The sequence below is a fragment of the Nocardia sp. NPDC050412 genome (assembly GCF_044458825.1).
Classification (GTDB): Bacteria; Actinomycetota; Actinomycetes; order Mycobacteriales; family Mycobacteriaceae; genus Nocardia.
Window position 1 is genome coordinate 202,357 of record NZ_JBITIJ010000002.1, and the last position, 26,947, is coordinate 229,303.

Consider the following 26,947-nt stretch of genomic DNA (forward strand, 5'->3'; position numbering starts at 1 on the left):
TGAGTGCCCCGTGAACTGCGCAGATGTGCCACTCGGCATGCCGATCGGTTAGCTGTGTGCTCGCGCCGCCGCATAACGTCCGGTCGTCGAGCGGGAACAGGAATCACGCCGGCCGGGCCATGTGGAGGGGAGCTCGGCGGGTCGACTCCTGTTCCCGCGGCCGTCGGCAATCACACACGGAGGGGAATCTTGAGCACGCCCAGTACCGCCTACCTCACCATCCCCTCCGGTCGGTATCGGCTCGCGGGTATGCGGACCCGGCTGTGCGCGCGGCTCATCGATACCGTCATCGTCGGCATACCGATCGGTATTGTCGCCGCCGTCGTGGTCGTGAGCACCGACTCGTCGAGTGAATTCCCCGTCGATACTGATCCCGGATTCGGCGGGGGGACCACGCTGCTGGTTGTCGTACTCGGCTTGCTCGCCTGCATCGCCTACGAAGTCGGCTTGACCGCGACACAGGGCGCGACCTTCGGGAAGAAGGCGCTCGGCATTCGGGTCGTGCGGATCGAAACCGCCGACGCGCCGGGAGAAGGTATCGGCGCGGCGGCGGCCTTGATGCGCTGGGCGACTCTCGTGCTGCCGAGCGTTCTGTGCGGTATCTGGGGGTGGTCTGTGCGGTGTCGCCCTATTTCGATCATGTCGCTCGGCAGGGCTGGCATGACAAGGTTGCCGAGACTTTCGTCCTCGCGGCGTCGTAGCGCGGGCTACCGATAGGGTCGGCGTGGTGAGTGGAGGTCTCGTATGACACGAGCATCGCGCAGCGATTCGACGAGGGATGGCGGCCGCGTGACGGCCGGGCCAGATCGGCCGATCGTGGTCGTAATGGGCGTCTCCGGATCTGGAAAGTCCACGGTCGGTGCGCTGCTTGCCGACACGCTGCAGGTCGAATACGCCGAGGGCGACGATTTCCATCCGGCTTCGAATATCGAGAAGATGGCGGCCGGTGTGCCACTGACGGATGCGGATCGCGCGCCGTGGCTCGATATCGTGGCGGCGTGGCTTGGAGAGCGGCGCGAGCGCGGCGGGGTGGTCAGCTGCTCCGCGCTCCAGCGCGGCTACCGCGATCGGCTGCGTGCTGCCGCACCCGAGGCGTTCTTCGTCCATCTGTCCGCATCGCGCGCGGAACTGGCCCGCCGGATGCAGACTCGCCGTGGTCATTTCATGCCGGCGACGTTGCTCGATTCGCAGCTCGCCGCCTTGCAGCCGTTGGCTTCCGATGAATTCGGCATCACGGTGGATGCGACGCAGGATCCTGCCGAACTCGTTCGCGAGGCGGTAACCGCCTGGCAGTCGAGCTGACTCAGGTATTCGTGCGTCGACGCACGACTCGGGTCGCCAGCCAGGCCACGCCGAGAATGAGCAGTGGGGTGAGCAGCAGCAGCGGTACGGTCGCCGCACCCGCGAACGGATGCAGCCAGCCCGCGACGGTATCGCATATCGCGTCGATCAGGGCGCGAGCCAACTCCGCCACTGGCGAGTGCTCGTCCGGTCCGGTGCTGGCGTGGTCCGGCCATCGATTCACGGCCAACACCCTACGACATCGGATCGGTATGTCCGGTAGATACTCGGCCGGACACTCAGCAATCTCACAGCTGCGAATCTGGCATGGTGGAGGTATGACAAGTCGTCCGCTACCGGTTTGGAGCATCGTGGTGCTGACCACGATGGTCTTCGCCATTACCGGCAGCGTGCTCGGGCACGACGGGATCACCGCGATCGATCAGCCGGGGACCGATTGGGTGGTCCAGCGGCGTGACGGGCTGCTGACGCCGGTCGCGATCAGGGTCAGCGACTTGGGTGGCACGCTGGCGATGACCGGGTTGGCGGTGGTCCTATGTCTCGTGCTGGTCTGGCGTCGGCGGTGGCCGGAGGCCGTACTGGCCGGCGTCGCCACCGTGGGTGCGGGCGTGCTCGTCGTGGTCGGCAAACATCTCGTCGGACGCACTCGCCCGCCCGAGGCGGATCGTCTGGTCACCGAGACCAATCAGGCGTTTCCGTCCGGTCACAGTCTCGGATCGATCGTGGTGATCGGACTCCTTGCCGCGGTGGTGATTTCGCGATCGCACCGCCCGGCCGCCCGCCGCATCGTCGTGACCGTCGCGGCCGTATTCGTTGTGGCCGTTGGCCTTTCCCGCTGGTATCTGGGCGTGCACTGGCCGACCGATGTGCTCGGCGGCTGGAGTATCGGCGCGCTGTGGCTTGCGCTGTGTCTGGCGGCGTACCGGACTTATCTGGTGGGCAGGGCCGGTGTGGTGCACTCTGCGCCGGAGACATTGGGAATGCAGACACCCGCGGCCTCCGACAGCAGCAGCGCCCCGCCGACCAGCGCGGCCACCGCGATCGCACCGAAGACGAATACCCACAGCAGCGCGGGGATGTGAGTGAGCCGGGCGAGCTGATCGGCATCGGAATCCGCGCCCTGCGGCATATTCCAGCGACGAACCCGCCCACGCTGCAATTCGATCACCGGCCGGGTGCCCGCGAGCAGTAGGAACCACGCGCCGAGATATGCGAAACCGGCCTGCACCGTATCGGTCCCGAACCAGGACACCGCGAAGACGATGGCGCCCAAGCCGAATACCGTCAGCAGCCCGTATATGTTGCGCACCTTGATCAGGACGGCGGCGAGCAGGGCGATCGCGGTCCAGAGCATGAGGGTGATCCGGTTGGCGCCGAGGAGGGCGGCGAAACCGAGACCGAGCAGCGGTGGCGACGGATAGCCCGCCATCGCGGTCAGAATCATGCCGAGGCCGTAGGGTTTTCCGCTCGATACTGTTAGGCCGGAGGTGTCGGAGTGCAGTGTGATGCTGTTGAGCCTGCGGCCGGTCAGCAGCGCGGTGAGCGCATGGCCGCCCTCGTGCGCGATGGTGACCACATTGCGGGTTATCCGCCACAGCGGGCTGTATCCGACCAGAATCAGGGCCGCGACGGCGGTTGCGAGGACCAACCACCATGGTGGCGCGGCCTGGGTTGTGGTGAGCCGGTCCGCGATGGAGGCGCCGCGCTCGACGAATTCCGCTGTTTGCACCGCCGCACCTTATCCGGCCGCGGCGAGCTTCGCTGAGTCGTTGCGAGCCGGTCAGGTGGTGACGAGCTCTCCGAGATCCGCCGATCTGCGGGCGGCGTCGAGCAATCGCAAGGTCGTGACGGCGTCGTGTGGGTCGACCGGAACGGGTGCGCCGTCGAGGAGTGCGGCGGCCATGGCGTCGTAGAACGCGGGGTAGTCGCCCGCGATCGTGGGGACCGGTTCGACGGTGGGTTCCGTGCCCACCGTTCCCCACCGCTCGGGTTCGACAGTGCCCCAAGGGCCGTCCCCGGGGCGGCGGCCCGACCGCAGCGCCTCCTCCTGTGGATCCAATCCGTAAGTGAGGTAACCGGCTTCGGAACCGAGCACCCTGAAGCGGGGCCCTAGCTGCGGAGTTACCGCACTCATCCAGAGGTGCGATCGCACACCCGAGCTGTGGGTGAGTGCGACGAAGGCGTCGTCGTCGGTCTGGATATTCGGCCGCCGCCGGTCCAGTTCGCCGTAGACCGAGCGCACGGGACCGAACAGCGTCACCGCCTGGTCGATCAGGTGACTGCCGAGGTCGAACAGCAGTCCGGCGCCGTCGTCGGCGGAACCGACTTCGCGCCAGCCGCCCTTCGGCACCGGACGCCAGCGCTCGAACCTGGACTCGAAACGGCGCACTTCGCCGAGCCGCCCATCCGCGATCAGCTGGCGCACGGTCAGGAAATCGCCGTCCCAGCGCCGGTTCTGGAATACCGACAGCGCCAGACCGGCGCGCTCGGCCCGCGCGATCAGATCCTCGCCCTCGACCACATTCACCGCGAACGGTTTGTCGACGACCACCGGCAGCCCGGCGTCCAAAGCCTGTCGAGCCAGTGGCGCATGCGTTCGATTCGGCGTTGCGATAACCACGAGATCGATACCCGCCATATCGGTGAACAACTCGTCGGCGCTCGCCAGCACCCGCACCCCCGGGTGCTCGCGCCGCGCCTGCTCCGCTCGCTCAGGCGACCCCGTGACCACTGCCGCCACCCGCATCCTCGGCTGCGCGGCGATCAGGGGTGCATGGAATACCGACCCGGCCAGTCCGTACCCGACTATGGCGACCTGCAGGCTCATCGTTGCGACGCTACCGGACCGCTTGACGGTCCGTTTCGGCTGATCTTCCGGCTGATCTGGGAGCGCGGCATTCGCACCGATATGCAGTCGACCTTCGCGGCGCTGGAACTCGAGGCGCGACGACTCGAGGGCGAACATGGTGAAAGAATTTGCTGGTCCGCAACAACAGCGCATCCGGTTCAGTCATAAATCCTGCCACCTGATCTTCGGACGGTGTGCGCGACTAACCGGCTCCATCGAAACCCAATTGCGCAGCATTCCGCGGCCGCCTCGCCGAAATCGCTTTGCTACCGAGTTGCTTGACCAAGATCGCGTTTCGAGATGTGATATCCGAGTGGCACAGCGATGGTGGCAGGAGCTACCCCCGGTGGCGGGATCATTCGTCATGGCGACCGCAATCATTTCGGTGGGGCTGCACCTCACCGGATTCGAGGTCGTCTCATGGCTGATATTCGCGCTCGCGGCCGCGGTATGGGTGTTGGTCCCGATCGATTTCGGCAAGCGGCTGCTGTGGCATCGTTCGCAGTGGGAGGCCGAGACCGATACTCTGCCCGCATTGACCGGGGTCGCGGCGACGACGGTAATCGGGACGCGGTTATCGCTATCGGGCTGGCAGATTGCGGCCTTCGCATTATTGGTGCTGGCCGCCGCGATCTGGCCGGGATTATTGCTCGCGGTGCTGCGGCATCGGAATCGGCGGATGCCGGGCGCGGCATTCCTGGTTTGTGTTTCTACCGAGGGCCTCGCGGTGCTGGCGGGGACACTGGCGCTGGCCGGTGTCGGTAATTGGCTCGCTTGGTTGGCGTTAGCGTTGTTCTGTGTCGGTGTGCTGCTCTATGTAGCGGCATTGGTCCACTTCGATATTCGGCACGTGTGGATCGGTGCGGGCGACCAATGGGTCGCCACCGGTGCGCTCGCGATTTCGACGCTGGCGGCCGCCGAACTCGCCGGCGCATATCGGTGGACCGGCACAGCGCATCGGCTGCTCGATGTGGTCGCGCTGACCGTCCTCGGCATCAACCTGTTCGGCTACGCGATCCTGATGGTCGCGGAGGTGATTCGTCCGCGACCCGAATACGACATCCGGCGCTGGGCCAGGGTTTTCCCGCTCGGCATGACCGCGGTCGCGACGCTGGCCACCGGTGCGGCCACCGACCTGCCCGCACTGCGCACGCTCGGCGAATTACTGCTCGTGCTTGCCATGGGTGCGTGGGCGCTCACCTTTGCCGTATTGCTCGCGGACCGAACGACTTTCGAATCCGGTCGGTCCGTGTAATCGGCATCGGATTCGCTCTGCCTCCAGCACGCGGATCGGCAGCAATAGCGCACCCGTCTCAATACCGGCTGCGGTCTACCGATATCCCACGGGACCGATGAGTTCCGCCTTGCGGCGTCGTCTGCGGCGCGGGCGCTCGGCCGTGTCGAAGCGGTAGGCGGGTGTGGTCGTCGGCGCGACGAATCCGAAGACCATCGTGTTCTTCGCGCCGTCCTACCGCAGTTCGCCGACCCGGCCACCGGCGCATAGCCATTGCAGTTGCTGACGCTCGGGGCGATCGCGCTCGGCATCCAAATATTTCCGGCGGCATGTGGGCCATGATCGCGGGTGCCGCGCGGGCGTGGTTCGTCCGGTCACGCGCCGCCTCGAATCCGTCGGCACCACCGGCGGATTAATGATCATCGGCGTCGGTGCGAGCGTGGCGCTCAGCGGTACGAACCGAGGATCACGCGCGGTTGGTGGTGTTCCAGAAGCCGATCCAGAGCGCACCCCACCAGCAGGCCTGGGAGATGAGCAGGGTTATCGCGCCGCGGGCGATCAGTGGTCGGTCGAGGATTCCGCCGCGAGCCGCGACCCGGTCGGTGAAGTGGGATGCTTGTAGGCCGTTCAGGGTCAGGGCGACGACGAGTGCCATTTTGGTCTGGGTGGCGTGGTTGGCGATATTCGGTTCCAGGAGTACACCGCTGGCGACCAGACCGATGACGCCAAGCCAGATGGGCAGTTGGAGGCGATCGGCGACGGTCAGCATTTCGCGCAGGGGTGTGCGGCGCAGCACCCAGGCTACGGCGAAATAGTCCACCGCCAACACCGCACCGAAGCCGAGGACCAGCGATGCCAGGTGGATGAGCAGCGCCGCATGGTGCAGCGCCGGCGTGCAGTGCAATTGGGTCGACAGCCAGATCGCCGTCACCAGCGCGGCGCAGGTGGCGACCGTCCGGATCGCGAAACCGTGCCGGGTATGTACCCCGCCTACCAGCGCCGTCATCGGCGCCGCTCCAAGTCGCGGCCATGCATTTGTCGATCCTCACTCACACAACTCGCCCAACCTGGTTAAGGTTAGGCACGCCTAATGCTAATGTCTCCGATTTCGGTCGAGACCGACAGGGGTATTCAGCGGCGCGGTACGGCGGTGTACTCCTGTTCGGGGCGGCCGGTGGTGCCGTAGCGCAGACGCATCTGGACAGTGCCCTTGGCGACCAGGGCGGCGAGGTAGCGCTGGGCGGTGGCGCGGGAGATGCCGATGGCGGTGGCCACCTCGGCGGCGGACAGGGGTGTGGTGGCCTCGAGGATGGTGTGCAGGACAAGATCTTTGGTAGGGGAGGCGATGACGGTGGCCGCGGCGGGCGTCGAGGTCGGGCGCAGCGCCTGTAGTGCGGCCTCGATGGCAGCGTTATCGATCTGGGGTGCGGCGAGGGTGCGGCGATAGCGGGCGTATCCGGCCAGGCGGGCCGCGAGCATGGTGTGTGGGAAGGGTTTCACCAAATATGCGAGTGCGCCGGCGGCGAATGCGGCTCGAACGGTGGCGCTTTCGGTGGCTGCGGTCAATACCATGGCGTCGCAGTGCAATTCGCGCACGAGATCGATGCCAGAACCATCGGGCAGATACACATCGACCAGCGCCAGATCGATCGCATTGGCGGCGTTGAGTTCCCGCGCGCCAGCCAGCGTATTCGGGGTGCCCGCTACGGTGAAACCCGCTATGGATTCGACGATTCCGGCGTGCAGATTGGCCACGCGGAAGTCGTCGTCCACCACCAGCACGGTCAGATCTGTTGCGGCCATGGCATTTCGCTGTCTACGAGTACTCCGGGGATTCGGGCAATGAATTCGGCACCGGTGAGCGGCGGCGCACCGCCACGCGCACTGGCGAGCCGGACATCGCCGCCGTGCGCGCGGGCGATCTGGCGGATCAGCGCGAGGCCGACGCCGCGCCCGCCCGGCACACCGCGATCCTCGCGGGTGGAGGTGCCCTCGGTGAACAGGGTGTCGATCATTTCGGGCGCGACACCGTCACCGCTGTCCGCGACCGCGATGTGCAGCGACGAATCCTCCTGCACCAGTTCGACTTCCACCTGCTTGGTGGGATTGTCGGCTATCCGCGCCGCCTCGATCGCATTGTCGAGCAGATTGCCGAGCACCGTGGTGACATCGACAGGTTCGGCGAGATTGCCGTCCACCCAGGTATTCGGGCCGAGTACCAGTTCGACACCGCTCTCGCGCGAATGCGCCGCCTTGGCCGCCAGGAAGGCCTGCAGATACGCGTCGTGAATCGCATCGATGCCGGGTGTTGCCGCGCCGAGTGGACCGGCACCGATCAGCTCATCGATGACATGCGAGGCTTCCCCCGTGCGGCCGCCGTGCAGCAGTCCGCTGAGCAGGTGCATCTTGTTGGAGAACTCGTGACGCTGGGCGCGCAGTACGGTGCTCATCGATTGCACGGCGTCGAGTTGGCGGGTCAACGCCTCGACATCGGTGCGATCGCGCACGGTGAGCACGGCACCGAGATCGCGTCCGTCACGGGTAACCGGCCGGGCCGCGACCACCACGATATGCGAGCCGATGGTGGCCGGTGTCGGTTGTTCGTCGAGCGCGCGGAAGACCTCCAGCACCCGTGGCGTCAAACCGATCTCGTCGACCGGCCTGCCGATCTCGGCGCTGATCCCGAGCAGCCGCCGCGCCTCGTCATTGACAAATGTTGTGCGCCAAGCGGAATCGACGGCAAGCACACCACGGCCGATGCCGTGTAGCACCGCCGCCTGACCTTGGACCAGTTCGGCCAGTTCGGCAGGCTCGAGTCCGAGCGTCAATCCGCGCCAGCGCCGCGCCAGCAATGCCGAACCCGCGATGCCGATCAGCAGCGCCGCGGCGATGAACAGCGCCGCGGCACGCAGATCGGAGAGTAACTGCTCGCGAATCGCGGTGGTCGGGATACCGACGCTCACCGCGCCGACAATGCGATCCGAGTCAGCCTCCATCACAGGGACTTTCGCACGTACCGATGGTCCGAGCGTGCCGCGCTCCTTGACGATCACCTCTCGGCCCGCCAGCGCCTCCGACGGATCCGTGCTCACATGTTCGGTGAGTCGTGTCTGGTCCGGATGCGCCAACCGGATTCCGGCATCGTCGGTGATCACCACGAACAGTGCGCCCGTGCGCTGCGTCGTATCGATGGCTATCCGCTCCAGCGGTCCCGCGGTGAGCTCCGCCCGCAGCTCGGGTGTCACCGTGCCGGGCGCATACCGTGTGACCTCCTCGCGCACCACTGGTTCGGCCGCGATGCTGCGCGCTATAGCCAGTGCGCGCTGCCCGTACTGGTCGTTGAGTCGTTGGCCGCTGACGTAGCCGAATACCGCGAAGGCGGCGCCGAGGGTCACCGAGACGATCACGATCTGCAGCAGCAGCACCTGGGTACGCAACCGGAAGTGTCCGGTCGCGCGCCGTTGTGCTCTGCCGTCGTTGGCCATTTCCGCAGCATAAACCACGCAGACGGGCGTGAGCAGAATGCGCACAACCTTCGAATCGGTCGTTTGCGCCGGTTGTGCGCACAAGCCTCGAAGTGTGACCGGGCCCACGTAGGTTCGCTCTACCTGATCCGCTAGGAGCAAGAAAAATGACCGAACCACTCATCGAGCTGCGGAGCGCGACGAAGCGCTTCCCCGGCACCGGCGGCGGAATCCACACTGCCGTCCGCAATCTCGACCTCGCGGTGCGACCCGGCGAATTCGTCGCCGTGGTCGGCCCGACGGGCTGCGGAAAGTCGACGACGTTGTCGTTGGTCTCCGGGCTGGAGCCGGCCTCGGCCGGGCGGACGCTGGTGCGCGGCAAGGATGTCCACGGCATCCCCGACGGCATCGGCTACATGTTCCAGCAGGACGCGGTGCTGCCGTGGAAGAGCGTCATCGATAACGTCGCGCTCGGCCCGCGCCTGCGCGGCAAGTCCAAGGCCGAAGCACGCGAACAGGCCCGCGGCTGGGTGCACAAGGTCGGTCTCGCCGGATTCGAGAGCTACTATCCGCATCAGCTCTCCGGCGGTATGCGCAAGCGCGTCGCACTGGCGCAAACTCTGGTCAATGATCCCGAGATTCTGCTGATGGACGAGCCGTTCAGCGCGCTGGACGTGCAGACCAGGCAGCTGATGCAGGACGAGTTGCTGCGCGTGTGGGCGGGCACCGGCGCGGCCGTTATCTTCGTGACCCACGATCTGGAAGAGGCCATCGTGCTCGCCGACCGGGTCGTCGTCATGACCGCCAGCCCGGCCACGGTTTGCGGCAACTTCCCGGTCTCGCTCGAGCGTCCGCGCGATGTCGAGGAGGTCCGGCTCACCAACGAATTCCGGGATATCTACAAGGAAATATGGGAAACGCTGCGCGATCAGGTCGAGGCAGCCCGAGGCAAGGGAGCCTCCCGTGTCGCATAACGTGCTCGAAGATGCGGCGAAGTCCGCGCCCGAGGTCGAAATCGAAACCGAGGAGCAGATTCTCGCACGCGTGCGGACCAACCTGCGCCGCAACCGGCTGCGCACCTGGGGTCTGCGGATAGCGCTGATCGCGGTGTGGCTGGGCGCGTGGGAGCTCACCGCCACGCTGTGGATCGACCCCTTCTTCTACTCCAAGCCCTCGCTGATCTGGGACCGGCTGGTCGAATGGTTCACCGAGGGAACGCAGTTCGGATCAATCTGGCTGCAGATGTACACCACCGTGCAGGAAGCGGTGCTCGGCTTCGTGATCGGCGCGGTGGCCGGTGTCGTTCTCGGCACGCTGCTCGGCCGCAGCCGGTACTGGGCCGAGGTGCTCGCGCCGTTCATCAAGGCGCTCAACGCCGTTCCGCGAATCGTGCTGGCATCGCTGTTCATCATCTGGTTCGGTCTCGGGCTCAGCTCGAAGGTCGCGACGGTCGTGGTGCTGGTGTTCTTCGCCGTATTCTTCAATGCCTTCACCGGTGCGCGTGAGGTCGACGGCAATGTCATCAATAACGCTCGCATCCTCGGTGCGAGCAAGCGTCAGGTGCTGAGCTCGATCGTGCTGCCGAGCGCGACCACCTGGATCCTGTCCAGCCTGCACACCGCCTTCGGTTTCGCGCTGATCGGCGCGGTCGTCGGTGAATATGCCGGTGCCAGTAAGGGCTTGGGTCTGCTGATCAGCAATGCCCAGGGCACCTTCGATTCGGCCGGTATCTACGCGGGCATGATCATCATCACCGTCATCGCTCTGCTTGCCGAATGGGCGATCAGTGTGGCGGAGGGCCGATTGCTGAAATGGCGTCCGTCGCAGGCCACTTCGAGCCACGGGATCTGATCATGCGGTACGTCAAACATCTGACGATCATTCTCGGAGTCATCGCGGCACTGCTGCTGGCGACCGGTTGTCGGGACTCCCGAACCATTCCGATGGCAAACGGGCGGCCCCAGATCACCATTATGGTCGGCGGTTTGGAGAAGGTGATCTACCTGCCCGCCATGCTCACCGAGAAACTCGGCTTCTTCGAGAAGAACGATATCGATGTCAAACTGCTCGGCGAACAGTCCGGCGCGAGTGCCGAAACCGCGTTGCTGACCGGTGATGTGCAGGCCGTGGTCGGCTTCTACGACCACACCATCGATCTGCAGGCCAAGGACCAGTGCCTGACCTCGGTGGTCCAATTCGCCGATGTGCCGGGCGAAGTGGAACTCGTCTCCAAGGCGGATGCGGCCGGTATCAAATCGCTGGCTGATCTGCGCGGCAAAAACCTCGGTGTGACCTCGCTCGGCTCCTCGACCGACTTCCTCACCCAGGCGCTGACCGGGCAGGTCGGGATGACCACCGCCGACTACACGCGCGTGAAAGTCGGTGCGGGACAGACCTTTATCGCGGGTATGAACCACAACGGCATCGATGCGGGCATGACCACCGACCCGACGGTCGCCACCATGGTGAACTCCGGTGAGGCGAAGATTCTGGTGGATATGCGGACCGAGGAGGGCACCCGGGCGGCATTGGGCGGGCTGTATCCGGCATCGTCGCTGTACATGCGCTGCGATACCGTCGACGCGCATCCGGATATCGTGCAGAAGATCACGACCGCCTTCGTGCAGACGCTGCAGTGGATCAAGACGCACACCGCTGAGGAGATCGCCGACAAGATGCCCTCGCAATACGCGAGTGCGGGCCGGGATCTCTATGTCCAGTCCATCCGCGACTCGATCGGCATGTTCAACGGCACCGGCCTGATGAAATCCGAAGGCGCCGAGAATGTGCTGAACGTGCTCGGCAAGTATTCGAAGAATGTGGCGCCCGTCAAGGACCGCATCGATTTGTCGAAGACCTACACGACGCAGTTCGTGCAGGAGGCGCTGCGCGCGAATCAGCAGTAGCGACACCACGAAATCCCATGGCGACCGGCGAACATCCGCTCGCCATGGGATTTCGGCCGTTCACCTGGTCGGCGCATCCTCGGTGTCCTGGGCCTTGAATTCGGCCTTCCACTCGCGGAAGCCCTCCTCGGTGCGGCCGCGCCGCCAATAGCCGGAGATCGAGGCCGCCCAGTCCGCGGAGATGCCACGCTCGCGGCGGACATAGCGGCGTAGATCCTGCATGACGGCGCGCGCCTCGCCGTGGATGAAGACCTGCACCTGGCCATCGCGCCACGTTGCCGCACGCACGGCTTCGGCCAGCACATCGCCCGGCTCGCGTGCACCGCGATGCAGCCAGGTCAGCTCGATGCCGGCCGGCTTGTCCAGCTTCAGTTCGTCATCTTGTCCGGCGACCTCGACGAACGCGTACCCGACCGCATCGGCGGGCATCCCTTCCAGCGCGGTCGCGATCGCGGGCAGTGCCGCCTCGTCACCGGCCAGCAGGTGCCAGTCGGCGTCGGCGCGCGGCGCATAGGCTCCGCCCGGTCCGAAGCAGTCGATGGTGTCGCCTGGCCGGACCGAGGCGGCCCAGGGGCCGGCAATGCCCTCGTCGCCGTGGTAGACGAAGTCCACGGCCAGTTCACCGGCATCCGGATCGACCGAGCGCACGGTGTAGGTGCGCAGCACATCGATCCCGTCGCGCGGGTAAATGAACTTCACGTACGAGTCGGTGAACTCGCTCGGCCGGAACGTGGCGAATCCGGGTCCGCCGAAATGCACCCGGATCAGATGCGGGGTCAGCCGCTCGGTGCGCTGCACCGTCAGAGTGGTGCGGGGTCGTGCCAAGGTAACCTCCACTATTTCTAATTAGGCTTGCCTTACCAACCGTACCCGGTTCGGTTCATGCTGAGGGTTACCGCAGACGGGCGCACCGTACATGTCACAGGATGATCGGCATGACGCAGACCGTGCCGAGCCCCGCCATCGCCGTCCAGCAGCGCTATCGGGATCCGAATCCGACCGAGCCCGCCGAGTGGAATCCGGTGCTGCAGGTGCTGCACGAACACCGCTCGGTGCGCCGCTACCTGGCCGACCCGGTCTCCGACGACACCCTGCGCCTGCTCATCTCCGCGGCCCAGTCCGCGCCGACCTCCTCCAATCTGCAGGTATGGAGCGTCATCGCGGTCCGCGATCCGGCGCGCAAGGCCCGCCTCGCCGCGCTCGCCGGCGGGCAGGCGCATATCGAACAGGCCCCGGTGCTGCTTGTATTCACCGCCGATTTCGCCCGGCTGCGCCAACTCGCCGACGATCGCGAAGCGCCGCTGGTCGGAGCCGACTACCTCGAATCGAGCTATGTCGGTTTCATCGACGCTGCCCTCGCCGCGCAGAATGCCGTCGTCGCCGCGGAATCCCTCGGCCTCGGGACCGTCTATATCGGTGCGATCCGCAACAATCCGGAACAGGTTGCGGCGGAACTGAAACTGCCCGAGCAGGTGTTCGCTGTCTTCGGGCTCGTTGTCGGACACCCGGATCCGAGTGAGGACGCCCGCGTCAAACCGCGCCTCCCACAACCGGCCGTACTCCACCATGAAACCTACGACCTCCCCACTCAACGCACCCACGTCGCGGCCTACGAAGACCGCATCGCCGAGTTCTATGCCGAACAGCAACTCGCGCACTCCTGGACCGAACGCGTCCTGGCCCGCCTGGCCTCCGCCGCCAGCCTCAACGGCCGCCAGCGGCTCCGCGAGTCCCTGGCGAATCACGGCTTCCGCCTGCACTGATCGCGGTGTGGTTCGGGTCGTGCGGCAGTCCGGTGGTGCGGCCGGTAGCGTGACGGGCTGATCGATCTCGAGCTCCAGGCGAAGGACCGCACCATGACAGCCTCTGACCGTCAGCTACAAGCTGAATCGGCGCCCACCGACCCGGCTGTATCCGGTGAAGAGGGCTACTCCCGGGGGCTGAGCCCGCGGACCATTCAGATGATCGCGATCGGTGGTGCGATCGGCACGGGCCTTTTCTATGGTGCGGGCGGCGCGATCGAGCAGGCGGGGCCGGGGCTGATCCTGGCCTATCTCGTGGCGGGTCTGGCGATCTTCGTGATCATGCGAGCGCTGGGGGAGTTGCTGACCTACCGGCCGATCTCGGGCAGTTTCGCCGAGTACGCGCACGAATTCCTCGGGCGCTTCGCGGGATTCGTCACCGGGTGGTCGTACTGGGCGGTGTGGGTGGCGACCTGTATGGCCGAGATCACCGTCGCAGGGAAGTATGTGCAGTACTGGTTCGATATCGCGCCGTGGCTGACCGCGCTGGTGGTGTTGGCGGTCATGTTCTGCGCCAACCTGATCTCGGTGCGGCTGTTCGGTGAGGGCGAATTCTGGTTCTCCGCCATCAAGGTCACCGCGATCGTCGCGATGATCCTCATCGGCATCGGGGTGTTGACGATCGGCTTCGGTCATGCCGCCAACCCGACGGTCACCAACTTGTGGGCCGATGGCGGTGTGTTCCCGAACGGATTCGGACAGTCGCTGTTGGTGCTGCAGATCGTGCTCTTCGCCTACGTCGGCGTCGAACTGGTCGGCGTGACCGCGGGCGAGGCACGGGATCCGCGCCAGACGTTGCGCAAGGCGATCAATACCCTGCCGTTCCGGATCGGCCTGTTCTACGTCGGCGCGCTCGTGGTGATCATGTCGGTGGCCAGCTGGCGCAACTTCCACGCGGGTAAGAGCCCGTTCGTCGAGGTTTTCCAGCAGATCGGTATTCCGGGTGCCGCGGGGATCATCAATTTCGTGCTGCTCACCGCGGCGCTGTCGTCGTGCAATTCCGGCATCTACTCCACCGGTCGCATGCTGCGGACGCTGTCGCTGCACGGGGAGGCGCCTGCGGGGCTGAACAAGCTGAGTTCGCGCGCGGTGCCGTATGTCGGCATCACCGCTTCGGCGGCCGCGATGGTCATCGGTGTGATCGTCAATGTGATCTCGCCGGATAAGGCGTTCAACTACATCACCTCGGTCAGCACCATCGGCATCATCTTCGTCTGGGGCGTAATCCTGGTGTGCCACTTGATCTATCGCGCCAAGGTCGGCCGCGGCGAACTGCCCGCCAGCGATTACCGGCTGCCCGGTGCTCCGATCACTACCTGGTTGGCGCTGGCTTTCCTGGGTTTGGTTGTCGTCCTGTTGTTCTGGACCGAGAGCGGGCGTACCGCGATTATCGTCGGAGTGGTCTGGGGTGTGCTGGTTTGCGGCGGCTATCTGGCGATGACCAAGCTCGGCAAGGGCGGCGCGGTAGCCGAACCGGTGGCCTAGCAGTCCGCACCGGCCTGAGGAGGCACATGGTCACGATCATCGGCGGCGGCATCGCGGACGCGATACTCGCCGGAGCCGTGTGCCGCTTACGCATCCGCGCCCACCCCGAGATGACGTAATCCTTGTGGCGATGCCGATCACGCCATCAGCCCCGCTGCGGGCGTAGGCGCTCGCGATGCTATCGAAGACGCCGTCGCCCTCTACCGTGCCCTCGTCGCGAAGGCCTCGATAGCGGAGACCATGGTGAACCGCCGCCGCCAGATCCTCAGCGAGCGAGCGGAGGTCGCCGAGGCCTTCCGGCGCGGCTGCAGCTGATGTCGGCCGGTTGCCCGACGCCGAGTCGATCGCTATCTGGCGAGAGTTGACCAGGAACGGCAGTTGCTCGTCGTCGAAGTGTGGCAGCGCGTCCGGGTCATCAAGCGGTCGTGAGCGCTCTGGCCCTCGTGCGAGACTGGCTGGATGGCTGTGAATCGAGATGCCGATGCCAGCAGGTTGGCCGCGGAGTCGATTGCGAAGGACGATCCGACCGGGTGGTTCGAGCGGCTGTATGCCGAGGCGGCCGCCGGGGACGCGGTCGTGCCGTGGGATCGCGATCAGCCCAATCCAATGCTGGTCGAGTGGGCCGAGCGGCGCGCTGCGGACGGTGTCGGGCGTCGGGCACTGGTGATCGGATGCGGGTACGGGCAGGACGCGGAGTACATCGCGCGGCTCGGCTTCGTGAGCACCGCCTTCGATATTTCACCGACCGCGATTGCCGAAGTGCGACAACGATTTCCGGAGTCATCCGTGGAGTATGTGGCGGCCGATTTGCTGGATCCTCCCGCCGCGTGGCGGAATGCGTTCGATCTGGTCGTCGAGTCGATTACGGTGCAGTCGATGCCGGTGTCGGTGCGCGACACCGCGATCGCCAATATCCGGCGGTCCGTGGCATTGGGCGGTCAGTTGATCGTGATCGCCGGAATCCGAGCGGAGGGAGAGCAGGTCAGTGGACCGCCGTGGCCGCTGACCTGGTCGGAGGTCAATTCGTTTGCGGCTGAGGGACTTCGGGCAGTGGAGATCGAAGCGAATCACGAGACGCAACGGTGGCGCGCCGAATTCATCCGCTCGACTGCGAGATGAGGTCAGCCCACCGCTGTGGGCTTTCGGTCCCCAGTGACCAACGCGGTGATCTCGGCGGCGGCTCGCTCACCCGAGCGGATCGCTCCATCCATATAGCCCATCCATATGGTCGCGGTTTCGGCTCCAGCCCAATGGATTCGGCCGATCGGTGCGCGCAGGGCCGGCCCGTATTCGGTCCAGGTGTTGGGTGGCATGAAGGCTCCGTAGCATCCGCGGGTCCACTCGTCGGCGGACCAGTCCTTCTCGATGTAGTCGATGGGTGTGGCCGCCGTCGGGCCGAAAAACCTTGTGAGACTGGAGATCACGATGTCGCGGCGTTCTTCGCGCGGGTAGCGGCCCAGTCGTCGGGCATCGCCGCCTTCCAGGAAGGCGAGCAGCACACCGGGATTCCCATCCGGCGGGGAGTTGTCGAAGGTGACCTTCACCGGTCCGGTGGCGGCGGTGACCTGCCCGGACAAGCCATCGGCACGCCAGAAGGGTACGTCGTACACGGCCATGGTCTTGATGACCGAGCCGTTCGGCATGCGCTGGGTCAACTGGTCGCGATCGGCTGGCAGCGCGGGGGAGTACAGCAGCCGGCCAGCCAGCGCTGGACTCATTGCCACGATCACTCGGCGGGCAAGGATTCGAATCTCATCGCCGTGTACGACAACGGCCCCCTCGGACTGCTCGATCTTGCGCACCGGCGTATTCAACAGCACATGCTCGCCCAACTGCTCCGCCAGCGCCAGCGCGATCCGCTGCGAACCGCCCACGATCCGGGTTTGCTGTGCGCCACCGTCGGTTTCGATCATCGAATCCACACCGCCACCGGCATTGAGATAGGCGAGCAGATGCAGCAGTGACACGTCGGCAGGGTCCGCGGCCCACACCGCTTTGCAGACCATCGTGATAGCCCGGCGCGCGATCTCCGAATGTAGATTGCGCCGCATCCACGACTCGACGGTCTCGGCATCCCACTGCCGTGCCCGGGCCGCCGACCATGGTGCCGCCGCTGGCACCGCGCGCGACATTCGATCCAACCGCTGCAGACCGATATAGGCATCCAGCAGTGCGGCGGAGGCGATCAACGGAATCCGACCGCGATAGCGCCGCAGTTTCCCGCGATGTTCGAACAGGTGCCGACCGGCGGTGTAGGTGGGAAACGTCTCCAGTCCCAATTCCTCGATCAGCGCCAGCACCCGATCCTGACCGGGACCGACCCACTGCCCACCCACCTCGACGATCTTGCCGTCCCCGATCGGATGGTTCAGCGTTCGACCACCCACCCGATCCCGCGCCTCGACGACCACCGCATCGAATCCGTCGCGACGCAACTGCCGAGCCGCCGTCAATCCGGCCAGTCCGCCGCCGATCACCGCGATATCCACTGTGTGCTCGATACCCATGGCGACCACCGATCCACCCGTGACCGATCGATCGACGACTCGGTCGTATGCTCCGACGTTAGGGCATACGACCCCGGCAATGCCCCGAACAGCACCGTTTCCTTGCATCGAGCCGTAAATCGCCCCACTGTGATCATGAACCCGATGTGCCCGACGGAGGCAACCATGACAGAGCACACGCTGGCGGAACTGATATCCGAGGATCTACCCCCTGGCATTGCCGCGCTGAGCCCGGAGCACCAAGCCGAACTCGCCCAGGCGGTCGTCGATGCCCGATGGCGGCAGGCCGACGAGCTCAAGGCCGCGGCCCTCGGAATGCTCGACTTTCTGCCGCGTTTCCTGCGTGGCCCGGTCAAGAAGGCGGCCGGACTGTGACGGCGCAATTGCTGAAACTCGCCCGGACACTGGGTGTTCCGGTCGAACAGCTGGCCTATCTGGCCGACGTACCCGATGCGGATCTGCGTGAGTTCCGCCGTCAGGTCACGGATCTGTTCGTGGCCGGACAGGAGGCTGGACTGCATCGGGTTGCCCAGGCGTCCAAGGTGATTCCGACGCCGATCACCGCGAAAATGGTCGCGCGCAGCCGCGGTGCGCTGCTCGCGGCCCGGATGTCGGGCGTGCTCGACCCGTCACACGCGGTAGAGGTTGCCAAGCGTCTGCCGGTCGACTTTCTCGCCGATATCGCCGCCCGACTCGATCCACGCCATTCCGCGGCCATAATCGGTGCTCTGCCCGAGGCGACTATTGTCGCGGTCGGCAAAGAGCTCGCGGCACGCGAAGATTGGATCACCCTCGGCGATCTGGTTGCCTCGATCTCCGATACCGCGGCCCGCGCCACCGAATCCGCACTCGATGGCGTCGCACTCGTCCGCTCGGCCCACCTCGTCGACGATGCCGCACAGCTGGAACGCTTCGTCAACCTGGCTTCTCGAGATAAGATCATCGAAATGCTGTGGGCCACAGCTGAATACGATCTGTGGTCGGAATATCGCGGCGCGCTGGACGTGCTCTCCGAATCCGCGATAGACGCGGTCCGCGCCGCCGCCGAAGAGTTGCCGGTCGAGCAGCGCGATCGCGCGCTGACCGAAATCGCCGATCGGCGTTCTGCTTGGTAACGACGGATCCGACCGGTCACTCGGTGATCGTCGGGCGAGGCAGCCGCGCCTGCGCATCGCGCGGATCGAGTTCCTGATGGCATCGGCACAGACCACGACCGCCTAGGTGTCGTGGTCGCAGGGCTGTGGTGGAGGCGGACACGTTCGCCGAAGGCGGGGCGCTGGATGTCGGCCAGGGCTTCGAGGCGTGTCGGCGGGCATCGCCACCGCGGTCAATGGCAATTGGCGTGCCGCGGAAGCGGATCAGCAGCGATGGGCTGCGCGAATTCGCCGCCAACAGGCTCTGGCAGCTGCGCCGCGGCTTGGTCCGCGACTTCTGGGTGGACGCACAGCCGCCGAAAGCACTAGGCGGCGTTCGTGCCCAGGCGCGGCATCATCGCGGATGCGGTCACCATGACCAAGGCCATCGCGGCGACCGCGAGAAAGACCAGATGCACCGCCGAGGACAGCAGTACCGGAGCCGGGTGGTCGGTGTCGCCGACGCGTGAGTTCACGATCGCGCCGAATATCGCGACACCGACCGAACTGCCCAATGATCGGGCGAACATATTCGCCGAGGTGACCACGCCGCGCTCGGACCATTCCGCCGTCGTCTGCGCCGCGATCAAGGTGGGTGTTGCGACCAGGCCCATGCCGGTGCCGATCACGAAACACGAAGCGGCGACCTGGATCAGCGAGGAATTCTCATCGATCAGCAGCGTGGTTGCGGCACCTATCGTGGCCAGGGTGCTGCCGATCAGCGCGGTCGCGCGAAAACCAATGCGCAGGTACACCTTTCCGGCCTGTGATGCGGCCAGCGGCCAGCCGAGGGTGAGTGCGCCGACGGTGAGACCGGCGATCAGTGCCCCGGTGCCGAGCACACCCTGGGTGAAAGTCGGCACATAGGAGGTCATGCCGAGCAGGATCGCGCCGACCAGCACCGAGACCAGACTGCTGGCGATAATGACCCGTCGCGTGAAAACCCACAGCGGCAGAATCGGATTCGCGGCTCGTCGCTCGACCAGAGCGAACAGCACCAGCACCAATGCGCTGCCGAGGAAGATGCCGATGCCGGTCGGCGACGACCAGGCCCAGGCCTGTCCACCCTCGAGCAAACCGAGAATCAACGCCCCCGCGCCGACGGTGAGCAGTGCCGCACCGAGATAGTCGACGCGCTGCTTGCGGCGAGGGGTGATCTCCTGGAAGTTACGGACCAGCATCCACCCGGCGAGTGCGGACAGCGGGATATTGATCAGGAAGATCCAGCGCCAGCTGACGTATTCGGCGAACAGTCCACCCAGTAGCGGTCCCACGACCGCCGAGATCGCCCACACACTGGCCAGATAACCCTGAACCTTGGCGCGTTCGGTCAGCGTATAGAGGTCGCCCGCGATGGTCATGGTCATCGGCAAGATGGCGCCCGCGCCGATGCCCTGTACCGCGCGGAAAATGATCAGGCCCAGCATGCTCGTCGCCACACCGCACAGCAGCGAGCCGAGCGCGAAAACCGCGATGCCGAACAGGATTACCGGTTTGCGCCCGACCGTATCGGCAACCTTGCCGTACACCGGAACCGTAACTGCTTGTGTCAGTAGGTAAATCGAGAACAACCATGGGAACTGCGAGAATCCGCCGAGGCTGTCGGTGATGGTCAGCACCGCGGTCGCGATAATGGTGGAATCCAGCGCGACCAGCCCTGTCGCGAGCATCAGCGAAGCAAGGATCGCACCTCGATCGGATCGCAGACCGACGGACGACTCCACTGCCTCGACTGCCACCGACCGGCCCCTCTCCTTCGCTCCACTAACCACCCCGGAGCAACGTATCGCGGCCGCAGCTATTCCCGCACGGAATTATTTCGGGGCTTGGTCGCGATCTGCTGTGCCGTCACCTTGTGGTGGCCTTGTGGCTGGGCACGCATACGTGGGAGCGCCAGGGTGCCGGTAAGAGGGTCCGGTTCCTGAGGCGGTCGTGAGCTTGGTGTGCACGTTCTACTGAATAGTTACGTGCTTGCTGTCGCCGATGCCCTGAAATGGCCTGCTAGATAAGGTGCTGAAACTTCTCAGGTTGTTTATCTACTATTCGTCTCAGTAGTTGTAGCGCTGAGGCAAAGGGGCCATGATGCATCGAACAACAACCATGAGCAAGCGCGGTGGAGCACGAGGCAGAGCCCTCGCATTGCTTGTCGGCGTGATCACCCTGGGCACGGTGGTCGGCGCGGGCGAGGCGCTCGCGATTCCGGACGCGCGCTCGGACCACTTGAACAATCGCAGCAGTACCAGCGGTCGCGACACCACCGGCTGGCATCACATCGATCCGTTCGGCTACCACCACGCCCCGCAGAATTCGTTGCGGCGCAACGAACAACAGAACAATCTGCGCGAATACCGCAGCCAGAACGAGTCCGGCACCGATGCCTCCGGCAACCCCACCGGCGGCACGACGACATGGACCCGGGTACCGCGCCCGGACGGTGACGGCTGGACAGTATGCCGCGCCGCGGCAAGGACTTGCTGATGATCACGACTGTGCGAAAGGTCGAGGCATCCACCCTGCTGACGACCGTCGCGGTCACAGTGGGCGCCCTCGAATTCGGTGCCGGGACCGCATCAGCGAGTACCCGGGAACTCGGTGCCGCGACCGCAGCGGCGAGTACCCGAACCGTCGGATCCACTGTCCCCTGTCTCTGGGCGGGCACTACGCACGTTCGAGGCGCGACCGTCGTCGCAGGCGGTCGCGACTTCCGTTGCGAAACCGACAGCCGCGGCGCACCGCACTGGTCGAAGGGCGGGCCGACGAACCGGCCGAGTTCCGTGCCGAACCCAGGTGCGTACGCACATCCGGTCCGGCTGTTCAGCGCGGGCGCACACCAGCCAGGCACCGAATACACCGACTACTGCGTCGGCAACCAGCTCATCGACGGCGCTGACCATGTATACCGGGTGGTCGCGGACAGCAAGGGTGGGCTGCATTGGAAGGCCGCGGGTCCGATTTCGGACTGGACCTTCGATCCCGAGTCGCCGCGCCCGGGACCGTCGTCGCGTACCGCGAGTCTGTGCTACGACGGCGGCCCCACCTGATCGCACCTGCGAGATGCGGTGTGGCGCAACGTAAGCGCCACACCGCATCTTTCTAGGGCTGCCAGGTGATCCGACCGCCCTGGAAGTCCTGCGCTTTTCCGCCCTGGTAGTCGTATTCCTCGCCCGTCGGGAATCCGTACCGCCCGGATTCCGCGCCATTGGACACCCACAGATCGCGGATCGCACCCCAGACGACATGTGCACCGGAACGTGGGGACCAATAAATCGCGCCACCGGGGAACAGGTTGTAGCGGCCGTTGTCCGCGCGCGCGGCCGCCTCGTCGGTGAGCGGGAACCCGAGCGCACCGCTCTCCCAGCCGTAGGACCCCCATTTATCGCGGATCGCGCCGCCGATCTGGTGCGCGGCGGTGCCGAGGGACCAATAGATGGATCCGCCCTGGAAAACGTTGTAGTTGCCGAAGCCCGACGGTGTGGACAGCTGACGGGTGACCGGATAGCGCAGCACACCGGTCTCCCAGCCGAGGTCACGCCATTTGTCGCGGATCGGACCGCCGACCTCATTGGCGCCGCTATCGGAATGCCAGTAGATCGAGGCATTGCGCTCGAACGCCTGATACCGGCCGCCGTTGGCGGCATCGAGTTCGGGACCGGTCGGATCGCCGAGCGCGCCGGGGCCGCCCACCTGGTCGTATTCGACCTCGATGGCTCCGCCGACGTCGAACGGACCGACAGGGCGGGCGGTTGCGGTGCCGAGGCCGACGCTCAGCAGCAACGCCAGTGCAGCGGTGGTCGTGAGTGCTGTCCGCGCGGGGCGTACGGTGCGAAATTGCGGCGCCAAATTAACTCCTGAGCAGGTCGTAGTCGAATACGAACTTCGGTGAAGCCGCGAACTGTCGTCAGGGGAGTTGACAGCCCTCTATCCATGGCAGCGCGATATCTGTTAGCCAACCTAGCTATTCCGTGCTTCGCTGAGTGGCTAGCGATAGGGTAAGCCATATGGTCGAGTCGACGAGGATTGTGCTGGCTTCCCGGCCGGAGGGCGCGCCCAACCCGGCGAATTTCCGCATCGAGACCGCGGCACTTCCCGAGCCCGGTGCGGGCGAGGTGCTGCTGCGCACCCTGTATTTGTCCCTCGATCCGTATATGCGCGGACGGATGAGTGCCGCCAAGTCGTATGCGGCGCCGGTCGAGATCGGCGATGTGATGGTGGGTGGCACCGTCGCCGAGGTGCTCGAATCCCGGGACCCCTCCCTCGCGAAAGGTGATGTGGTGCAGGCCTATTCGGGCTGGCAGACGCATCAGATCGCGCCCGCGTCGGGCCTGCGCAAGCTGGATCCGGACAAAGCGCCGATATCGACCGCGCTCGGCGTGCTCGGTATGCCCGGGTTCACGGCGTACTCCGGGCTATTGAAGATCGGGCAGCCGAAGGCGGGGGAGACCCTGGTCGTCGCCGCGGCCAGCGGCCCGGTCGGTTCCGCCGTCGGCCAGATCGCCCGCATCAAGGGGGTCCGGGCGGTCGGCATTGCGGGTGGCCCAGAGAAATGCGCCTATGTGCGTGAAGAATTGGGCTTCGATGCCGCAATCGACCATCGCGCACCGGATTTCGCCGATCAACTGGGGGCCGCGGTACCCGATGGCATCGATATCTATTTCGAAAATGTCGGTGGTGCGGTGGCGGACGCGGTATATCCACTGCTGAATACCTATGCGCGCGTGCCGGTTTGCGGACTCATCGCGAATTATAACGTGACCGGCGCAGCAGCGGGACCCGATCGCCTGCCCGACTTCTACGGTCGCATTCTGACCAAGAGTCTAACTGTGCGCGGATTCATCCAGAGCGAATTCGTCCGGGAGATGTACAAAGACTTCCTGCGCGAGATGTCCGGCTGGATCACCGAGAACCGGGTCCGCTACCGCGAGGACATTGTCGAAGGCCTCGAGCATGCACCGGAGGCGTTCATCGGCATGCTCGAGGGCCGTAACTTCGGCAAACTCGTGGTGCGAGTCGGGTAGCGGACTCGGATCGGACTACACCGGTTGCGGCGACAGCGCGATCTTGGCCGACCGCCCCGGTGTTTCGCTCGCTGCTGCGGCATCGGCGGCGGACTCCAGCGGATAGACGGCCTCCACATCGAGGCGCAGCGCACCGGTCGCCGCCATCCCCACGAGTTCACCGATCAGGCGCCGCATATCCTCGCCGCTGGTCTGCTCGGCCCGCTTGGAGCCCCAAAAGCCCTTGACCACAGCCTGTTTGAAGATCAGCGGACCCGGATTGATGGACAGCGGCTGGCCGGACAGTGCGCCGAACGAAATCAGCTCACCGTCCTGGCCCAGCAGCGAAAGCAGCGCATCAGCTGCCCGCCCACCGACCTGGTCCACGGCGCGCACGATCGGCGCACCCGCCGTCGCCGCGACAGCGTGGTCGAGCCAGCCCTCCGATTCGGTATCGAAGACCGGTTCGAAACCCAACTCCTGCAACGACTTAACGGAAGCTGGGCCGCGAACCAGATTGAGCACATTGAGACCGCGTTGCCGCGCAAGCACATTCACCAGGCGGCCGACCGCACCATTGGCGGCATTGATCGCAATCCAGTCACCGGGCGAAACCCGCAGATCCTCGAGCAGCATCAGCGAACTGAGCGGCATCGCGAGCAACTGTGCTGCCGTCTCATTGGAAATGCTGTCCGGCAGCGGAACCACCTGCGTCGCCTTGGCCAGGAAATACTCGGCCCACACATTGTGGATGCCGGAAACGCTCACGCGCTGACCGACTTCCAGTCCGTTCACATCCGATCCCAATGCATCGATCCGGCCAACGGCCTCGGTACCAGGAACCGCGGGCAGCGCGGGCTTGTAGCCGTAGACCCCGCGAATGGTCGCCAGATCGTGGTTGTGAATGGGCGCGAGGATCAGCTCGATCCGCACCTGTCCGGGCCCGGGTTCGGGCGTCGGCTGCTGTGCGGTGGTGAGCACATCCTTCGGCTCGCCGAAACTTTCAATGACTACGGCACGCATGTGGATTCCTTTCGTCAGTCGTCGGCGAGGGTGACCTGGACGTCGATATTGCCGCGGGTCGCATTGGAGTACGGGCACACCTGGTGCGCCTTGTCGGCGATGGTCTGCGCCTCGGCGGGAGACAGGTGCGGCAGCGAGATCTCCAGGGTGACGGTCAGCTCGAAGCCACCGTCGTCGTTCGGCCCGATGCCGACCTTCGCGCCGACCGCGGAATCGTCGACATTCGCGCCTTCGCGCTTGCCGACCAGGCGCAGCGCACTGTGGAAGCAGGCCGCGTAGCCCGCCGCGAAGAGCTGCTCCGGGTTGGTGCCCACGCCGCTGCCACCCATTTCCTTCGGGGTGTTGAGCGCGACGTCGATCTTGCCGTCCGAGGTGCGGGCGTGGCCGTTGCGTCCGTCACCGGTCGCGAGGGCTTCTGCGGTGTAGAGGGCGGTCATGGCTGACTCTCTTTCGATCGAGGGTGGGACATCAGCGAATCGGCAAGTCGCCGAAGGGTTTCGCGTAGAGCGGTGAATTCATCGGGGGACAGGCCGCTGGCCTCGCCCATTTCCGTTGGCAGGCAACGGGCTTCGGACCGCAATTCGCGGCCGCGCTCGGTCAGTTGGATATCGACGCGCCGTTCGTCGGCCGCTGCCCGGCGCCGTTCGACCAGGCCTGCCGCCTCCAACCGCTTGAGTAGCGGCGACAGCGTTCCGGAGTCGAGTAGCAGTACTTCGCAGAGGTCGCCGACGCTGCGGCCGTCGCGTTCCCACAGTGTCAACATCACCAGGTACTGCGGGTAGGTGAGCCCGAGGCGTTCGAGCTTCGGGCGATAGACCGCTGTCATCGCCCGCGACGCGGCATAGAGCCGGAAGCACAACTGCTCGTCGAGAGTGAGGTGATCGGTCATGTCCACTATGGTAGTGGGCAATTAAATTGTGCACAACCCAATTGCGTATGCTCCACGTCACACCCCCTATCGATCCGCTCAGCTGGCGACGCTGCCGCCGCCGATGCCCAGGTAGACGATCATCATTGTGAACAGGAACCAGCCGGCGCCCTGCCAGATCGGCCAACTCCGGCCACGCCGCCACACGCGATAGGTTTGCACGAAGGCGCAGATGCCGCCGAGCATCAGCACCACGGTCGGGCCGGTCAGGATCGCGGTTTTAGCGGCGGTGTCACACAGCATCGTCTCCGCGGCCGCGCACGCCCTGCGTTGCGCCGCCCATATCGCGGTGGTCACGAAGACGAGCGCGGCCACCACGAGCACCGCCGCCACGTAGATCGCCACCCGGCGAAAAGTCCGCTCGTCCGCCGTCCACCGCTTCTCCAGATCGTTGACCATGATCGATCACCTCAGGGGTGGAGTTGCCGAGGGGCGCCGAGCCAAACGTCGGTCGGTGTCACGCCTTGCGGCCCACGCCCGCCCAGTACCACGCGGATTCCGGATCGGCCTGGATCGCTCGCACTCGATCCGATATGCCACCGATCAGCTCCGGATGCCAGGTGACGACAGGAACGACGCCCGGTTCGACGATTTCGGTTCCGGCGAATAAGGCTTCGGTTTCGGCACGGCTGCGAGGATTGAATGTGATACCGGCGGATTCGGCCGAGGCCACCACCCTGGCCATGGCGCGGGCGTCGAAATCAGCGGTGGGATGGGTGATCACGAGGTAGCTGCCGGAGGGTACCGATTCCAGCAGGTTCTCGATAATGGCGTGCGGATCGTCGTTATCGCGGAAATACATCATGATCGCGACCAGCATGATGGCGACCGGACGGTTGAGATCCAGAGTCGCGGTCAAGGAGGGATCGCGCATTATCGACGCCGGATCATGCAGATCCGCATGTATGAAGGCTGTTTTGCCCTCATGGGTGCTGGACATGAGCGCCCGCGCGTGCGCGAGGACGATGGGGTCGTTGTCCACATAGGCCACGCGCGCGTCCGATGCGATGGCCTGGGCGATTTCGTGGGTATTACCCGCGGTGGGTATGCCGGTGCCGATATCGAGGAACTGGGTGATGCCAGCGTCGACGATGTAGCGCACGGCGCGGCCGAGGAAAGCCCGGTTGGCTCGGGCCATACGGCGGATCGCCGGAATATGGGTGGCTATGGCATCGCCGAGCGCACGGTCAGCCGGGTAATTATCCTTTCCGCCGAGCCAATAATCGTAAACACGAGCTTCATGAGCCACACTCGTGTCGATTTTGGTCGGCAACCCAGTGGCGGTTTCAGCCCAGCTATCCGGCATGACGATTCCCTCCTG

29 protein-coding genes and 2 pseudogenes are annotated in these 26,947 nt (G+C 65.4%); 16 read left to right on the plus strand and 15 right to left on the minus strand.

Features of this window, described 5'->3' with window-relative positions; genetic code table 11:
• Window positions 1-189 precede the first annotated feature (189 nt).
• Together ACIBI6_RS05065 and ACIBI6_RS05070 are read left to right on the plus strand one after the other, a co-directional pair.
• On the plus strand, window positions 190-717 hold the full coding sequence (locus ACIBI6_RS05065) for an RDD family protein (protein WP_396955358.1): 528 nt from the start codon (window positions 190-192) through the stop codon (window positions 715-717).
• A 108-nt stretch (window positions 718-825) separates the two neighbouring features.
• A complete protein-coding gene (locus tag ACIBI6_RS05070) occupies window positions 826-1,302 on the plus strand; it encodes a gluconokinase (RefSeq protein ID WP_364343861.1) in 477 nt (158 codons plus the stop codon).
• Window position 1,303: 1 nt separating this feature from the next.
• Here ACIBI6_RS05070 and ACIBI6_RS05075 read toward each other — a convergent pair whose 3' ends face one another.
• A complete protein-coding gene (locus tag ACIBI6_RS05075; protein WP_364343822.1) occupies window positions 1,304-1,525 on the minus strand; it encodes a hypothetical protein in 222 nt (73 codons plus the stop codon).
• 289 nt (window positions 1,526-1,814) lie between these two features.
• Here ACIBI6_RS05075 and ACIBI6_RS05080 point away from each other — a divergent pair.
• Window positions 1,815-2,216 (plus strand): annotated as a pseudogene (locus ACIBI6_RS05080) (phosphatase PAP2 family protein); the annotation flags it as partial.
• Window positions 2,217-2,230: 14 nt separating this feature from the next.
• On the opposite strand, the gene ACIBI6_RS05085 reads toward ACIBI6_RS05080, so the two are convergent.
• Window positions 2,231-3,031 carry a M50 family metallopeptidase gene (locus tag ACIBI6_RS05085; protein WP_396955359.1) on the minus strand — a complete coding sequence of 267 codons (801 nt, stop codon included), beginning with the start codon at window positions 3,029-3,031 and terminating at the stop codon, window positions 2,231-2,233.
• 51 nt (window positions 3,032-3,082) lie between these two features.
• On the minus strand, window positions 3,083-4,129 hold the full coding sequence (locus ACIBI6_RS05090; RefSeq protein WP_396955360.1) for a Gfo/Idh/MocA family oxidoreductase: 1,047 nt from the start codon (window positions 4,127-4,129) through the stop codon (window positions 3,083-3,085).
• 136 nt (window positions 4,130-4,265) lie between these two features.
• On the opposite strand from ACIBI6_RS05090, the gene ACIBI6_RS05095 reads away from it, so the two are divergent.
• Window positions 4,266-5,405 carry a tellurite resistance/C4-dicarboxylate transporter family protein gene (locus tag ACIBI6_RS05095; protein WP_396955361.1) on the plus strand — a complete coding sequence of 380 codons (1,140 nt, stop codon included), beginning with the start codon at window positions 4,266-4,268 and terminating at the stop codon, window positions 5,403-5,405.
• 445 nt (window positions 5,406-5,850) lie between these two features.
• Here the strand turns inward: ACIBI6_RS05095 and ACIBI6_RS05100 are convergent, their stop codons facing one another.
• The 3 genes from ACIBI6_RS05100 to ACIBI6_RS05110 form a co-directional block, all read right to left on the minus strand.
• Window positions 5,851-6,390, minus strand: coding sequence for a hypothetical protein (locus ACIBI6_RS05100; RefSeq protein WP_364343801.1), 540 nt, complete (start codon window positions 6,388-6,390; stop codon window positions 5,851-5,853).
• Window positions 6,391-6,515: 125 nt separating this feature from the next.
• On the minus strand, window positions 6,516-7,187 hold the full coding sequence (locus ACIBI6_RS05105; RefSeq protein ID WP_396955363.1) for a response regulator: 672 nt from the start codon (window positions 7,185-7,187) through the stop codon (window positions 6,516-6,518).
• Window positions 7,169-8,869: a sensor histidine kinase gene (locus tag ACIBI6_RS05110; RefSeq protein WP_364343795.1), complete on the minus strand. Its 1,701-nt coding sequence runs from the start codon at window positions 8,867-8,869 to the stop codon at window positions 7,169-7,171. The genes ACIBI6_RS05105 and ACIBI6_RS05110 overlap by 19 nt, the downstream gene beginning before the upstream one ends.
• Window positions 8,870-9,015: 146 nt before the next feature.
• Between ACIBI6_RS05110 and ACIBI6_RS05115 the strand changes: the two genes are divergently transcribed.
• Genes ACIBI6_RS05115 through ACIBI6_RS05125 form a run of 3 tightly spaced genes read left to right on the plus strand, consistent with a single transcriptional unit; the run spans window position 9,016 to window position 11,754 of the window.
• Window positions 9,016-9,822 (plus strand): ABC transporter ATP-binding protein, encoded by an 807-nt coding sequence (locus ACIBI6_RS05115; RefSeq protein WP_364343792.1) that lies wholly within the window; start codon window positions 9,016-9,018, stop codon window positions 9,820-9,822.
• Window positions 9,812-10,699, plus strand: coding sequence for an ABC transporter permease (locus ACIBI6_RS05120; protein ID WP_396955364.1), 888 nt, complete (start codon window positions 9,812-9,814; stop codon window positions 10,697-10,699). Before ACIBI6_RS05115 ends, ACIBI6_RS05120 begins: the two co-directional genes overlap by 11 nt.
• Entirely contained in the window at window positions 10,660-11,754 is a 1,095-nt protein-coding gene (locus ACIBI6_RS05125; protein WP_396955365.1) for an ABC transporter substrate-binding protein, read from the plus strand. The genes ACIBI6_RS05120 and ACIBI6_RS05125 overlap by 40 nt, the downstream gene beginning before the upstream one ends.
• Before the next feature lie 60 nt (window positions 11,755-11,814).
• Here ACIBI6_RS05125 and ACIBI6_RS05130 read toward each other — a convergent pair whose 3' ends face one another.
• A complete protein-coding gene (locus ACIBI6_RS05130) occupies window positions 11,815-12,579 on the minus strand; it encodes a siderophore-interacting protein (RefSeq protein ID WP_364343783.1) in 765 nt (254 codons plus the stop codon).
• Between the two features lie 110 nt (window positions 12,580-12,689).
• On the opposite strand from ACIBI6_RS05130, the gene ACIBI6_RS05135 reads away from it, so the two are divergent.
• From ACIBI6_RS05135 to ACIBI6_RS05150, 4 genes and pseudogenes are all read left to right on the plus strand, one after another.
• Window positions 12,690-13,517, plus strand: coding sequence for an NADPH-dependent oxidoreductase (locus ACIBI6_RS05135; RefSeq protein ID WP_396955366.1), 828 nt, complete (start codon window positions 12,690-12,692; stop codon window positions 13,515-13,517).
• A 93-nt stretch (window positions 13,518-13,610) separates the two neighbouring features.
• Window positions 13,611-15,041, plus strand: a complete 1,431-nt coding sequence (locus ACIBI6_RS05140; protein WP_364343777.1) for an amino acid permease — start codon at window positions 13,611-13,613, stop codon at window positions 15,039-15,041.
• A 138-nt stretch (window positions 15,042-15,179) separates the two neighbouring features.
• A pseudogene (locus ACIBI6_RS05145) lies at window positions 15,180-15,356 on the plus strand (hypothetical protein); the annotation flags it as partial.
• A 144-nt stretch (window positions 15,357-15,500) separates the two neighbouring features.
• On the plus strand, window positions 15,501-16,160 hold the full coding sequence (locus tag ACIBI6_RS05150) for a class I SAM-dependent methyltransferase (protein WP_396955367.1): 660 nt from the start codon (window positions 15,501-15,503) through the stop codon (window positions 16,158-16,160).
• A 2-nt stretch (window positions 16,161-16,162) separates the two neighbouring features.
• On the opposite strand, the gene ACIBI6_RS05155 is transcribed toward ACIBI6_RS05150, so the two are convergent.
• Window positions 16,163-17,548, minus strand: a complete 1,386-nt coding sequence (locus ACIBI6_RS05155; protein ID WP_396955368.1) for a flavin monoamine oxidase family protein — start codon at window positions 17,546-17,548, stop codon at window positions 16,163-16,165.
• A gap of 165 nt (window positions 17,549-17,713) precedes the next feature.
• Here ACIBI6_RS05155 and ACIBI6_RS05160 point away from each other — a divergent pair, with 165 nt between their 5' ends.
• Together ACIBI6_RS05160 and ACIBI6_RS05165 are read left to right on the plus strand one after the other, a co-directional pair.
• The gene (locus tag ACIBI6_RS05160) at window positions 17,714-17,923 is read left to right on the plus strand and encodes a hypothetical protein (protein WP_364343768.1); all 210 of its coding nucleotides are present in this window, start codon (window positions 17,714-17,716) and stop codon (window positions 17,921-17,923) included.
• Window positions 17,920-18,663 carry a hypothetical protein gene (locus ACIBI6_RS05165; protein ID WP_364343765.1) on the plus strand — a complete coding sequence of 248 codons (744 nt, stop codon included), beginning with the start codon at window positions 17,920-17,922 and terminating at the stop codon, window positions 18,661-18,663. The genes ACIBI6_RS05160 and ACIBI6_RS05165 overlap by 4 nt, the downstream gene beginning before the upstream one ends.
• A gap of 344 nt (window positions 18,664-19,007) precedes the next feature.
• On the opposite strand, the gene ACIBI6_RS05170 is transcribed toward ACIBI6_RS05165, so the two are convergent.
• Window positions 19,008-20,420, minus strand: coding sequence for an MDR family MFS transporter (locus tag ACIBI6_RS05170; RefSeq protein ID WP_396955369.1), 1,413 nt, complete (start codon window positions 20,418-20,420; stop codon window positions 19,008-19,010).
• 343 nt (window positions 20,421-20,763) lie between these two features.
• Between ACIBI6_RS05170 and ACIBI6_RS05175 the strand changes: the two genes are divergently transcribed.
• Together ACIBI6_RS05175 and ACIBI6_RS05180 are read left to right on the plus strand one after the other, a co-directional pair.
• Window positions 20,764-21,159: a hypothetical protein gene (locus tag ACIBI6_RS05175; RefSeq protein WP_364343759.1), complete on the plus strand. Its 396-nt coding sequence runs from the start codon at window positions 20,764-20,766 to the stop codon at window positions 21,157-21,159.
• Window positions 21,159-21,722 carry a hypothetical protein gene (locus tag ACIBI6_RS05180; RefSeq protein ID WP_396955370.1) on the plus strand — a complete coding sequence of 188 codons (564 nt, stop codon included), beginning with the start codon at window positions 21,159-21,161 and terminating at the stop codon, window positions 21,720-21,722. The genes ACIBI6_RS05175 and ACIBI6_RS05180 overlap by 1 nt, the downstream gene beginning before the upstream one ends.
• Before the next feature lie 52 nt (window positions 21,723-21,774).
• Here the strand turns inward: ACIBI6_RS05180 and ACIBI6_RS05185 are convergent, their stop codons facing one another.
• On the minus strand, window positions 21,775-22,521 hold the full coding sequence (locus tag ACIBI6_RS05185; protein WP_364343753.1) for a hypothetical protein: 747 nt from the start codon (window positions 22,519-22,521) through the stop codon (window positions 21,775-21,777).
• 158 nt (window positions 22,522-22,679) lie between these two features.
• Between ACIBI6_RS05185 and ACIBI6_RS05190 the strand changes: the two genes are divergently transcribed.
• A complete protein-coding gene (locus tag ACIBI6_RS05190; RefSeq protein ID WP_364343750.1) occupies window positions 22,680-23,696 on the plus strand; it encodes an NADP-dependent oxidoreductase in 1,017 nt (338 codons plus the stop codon).
• A 15-nt stretch (window positions 23,697-23,711) separates the two neighbouring features.
• Here the strand turns inward: ACIBI6_RS05190 and ACIBI6_RS05195 are convergent, their stop codons facing one another.
• From ACIBI6_RS05195 to ACIBI6_RS05215, 5 genes are all read right to left on the minus strand, one after another.
• Window positions 23,712-24,698: a zinc-binding dehydrogenase gene (locus tag ACIBI6_RS05195; RefSeq protein WP_396955371.1), complete on the minus strand. Its 987-nt coding sequence runs from the start codon at window positions 24,696-24,698 to the stop codon at window positions 23,712-23,714.
• 14 nt (window positions 24,699-24,712) lie between these two features.
• Window positions 24,713-25,135, minus strand: coding sequence for an organic hydroperoxide resistance protein (locus ACIBI6_RS05200; protein ID WP_040695933.1), 423 nt, complete (start codon window positions 25,133-25,135; stop codon window positions 24,713-24,715).
• Window positions 25,132-25,587 (minus strand): MarR family winged helix-turn-helix transcriptional regulator, encoded by a 456-nt coding sequence (locus ACIBI6_RS05205; protein ID WP_396955372.1) that lies wholly within the window; start codon window positions 25,585-25,587, stop codon window positions 25,132-25,134. Before ACIBI6_RS05205 ends, ACIBI6_RS05200 begins: the two co-directional genes overlap by 4 nt.
• A 78-nt stretch (window positions 25,588-25,665) precedes the next feature.
• Window positions 25,666-26,025, minus strand: coding sequence for a hypothetical protein (locus ACIBI6_RS05210; protein WP_396955373.1), 360 nt, complete (start codon window positions 26,023-26,025; stop codon window positions 25,666-25,668).
• A 58-nt stretch (window positions 26,026-26,083) separates the two neighbouring features.
• Window positions 26,084-26,932 carry an SAM-dependent methyltransferase gene (locus tag ACIBI6_RS05215; protein ID WP_364343737.1) on the minus strand — a complete coding sequence of 283 codons (849 nt, stop codon included), beginning with the start codon at window positions 26,930-26,932 and terminating at the stop codon, window positions 26,084-26,086.
• Window positions 26,933-26,947 lie beyond the last annotated feature (15 nt).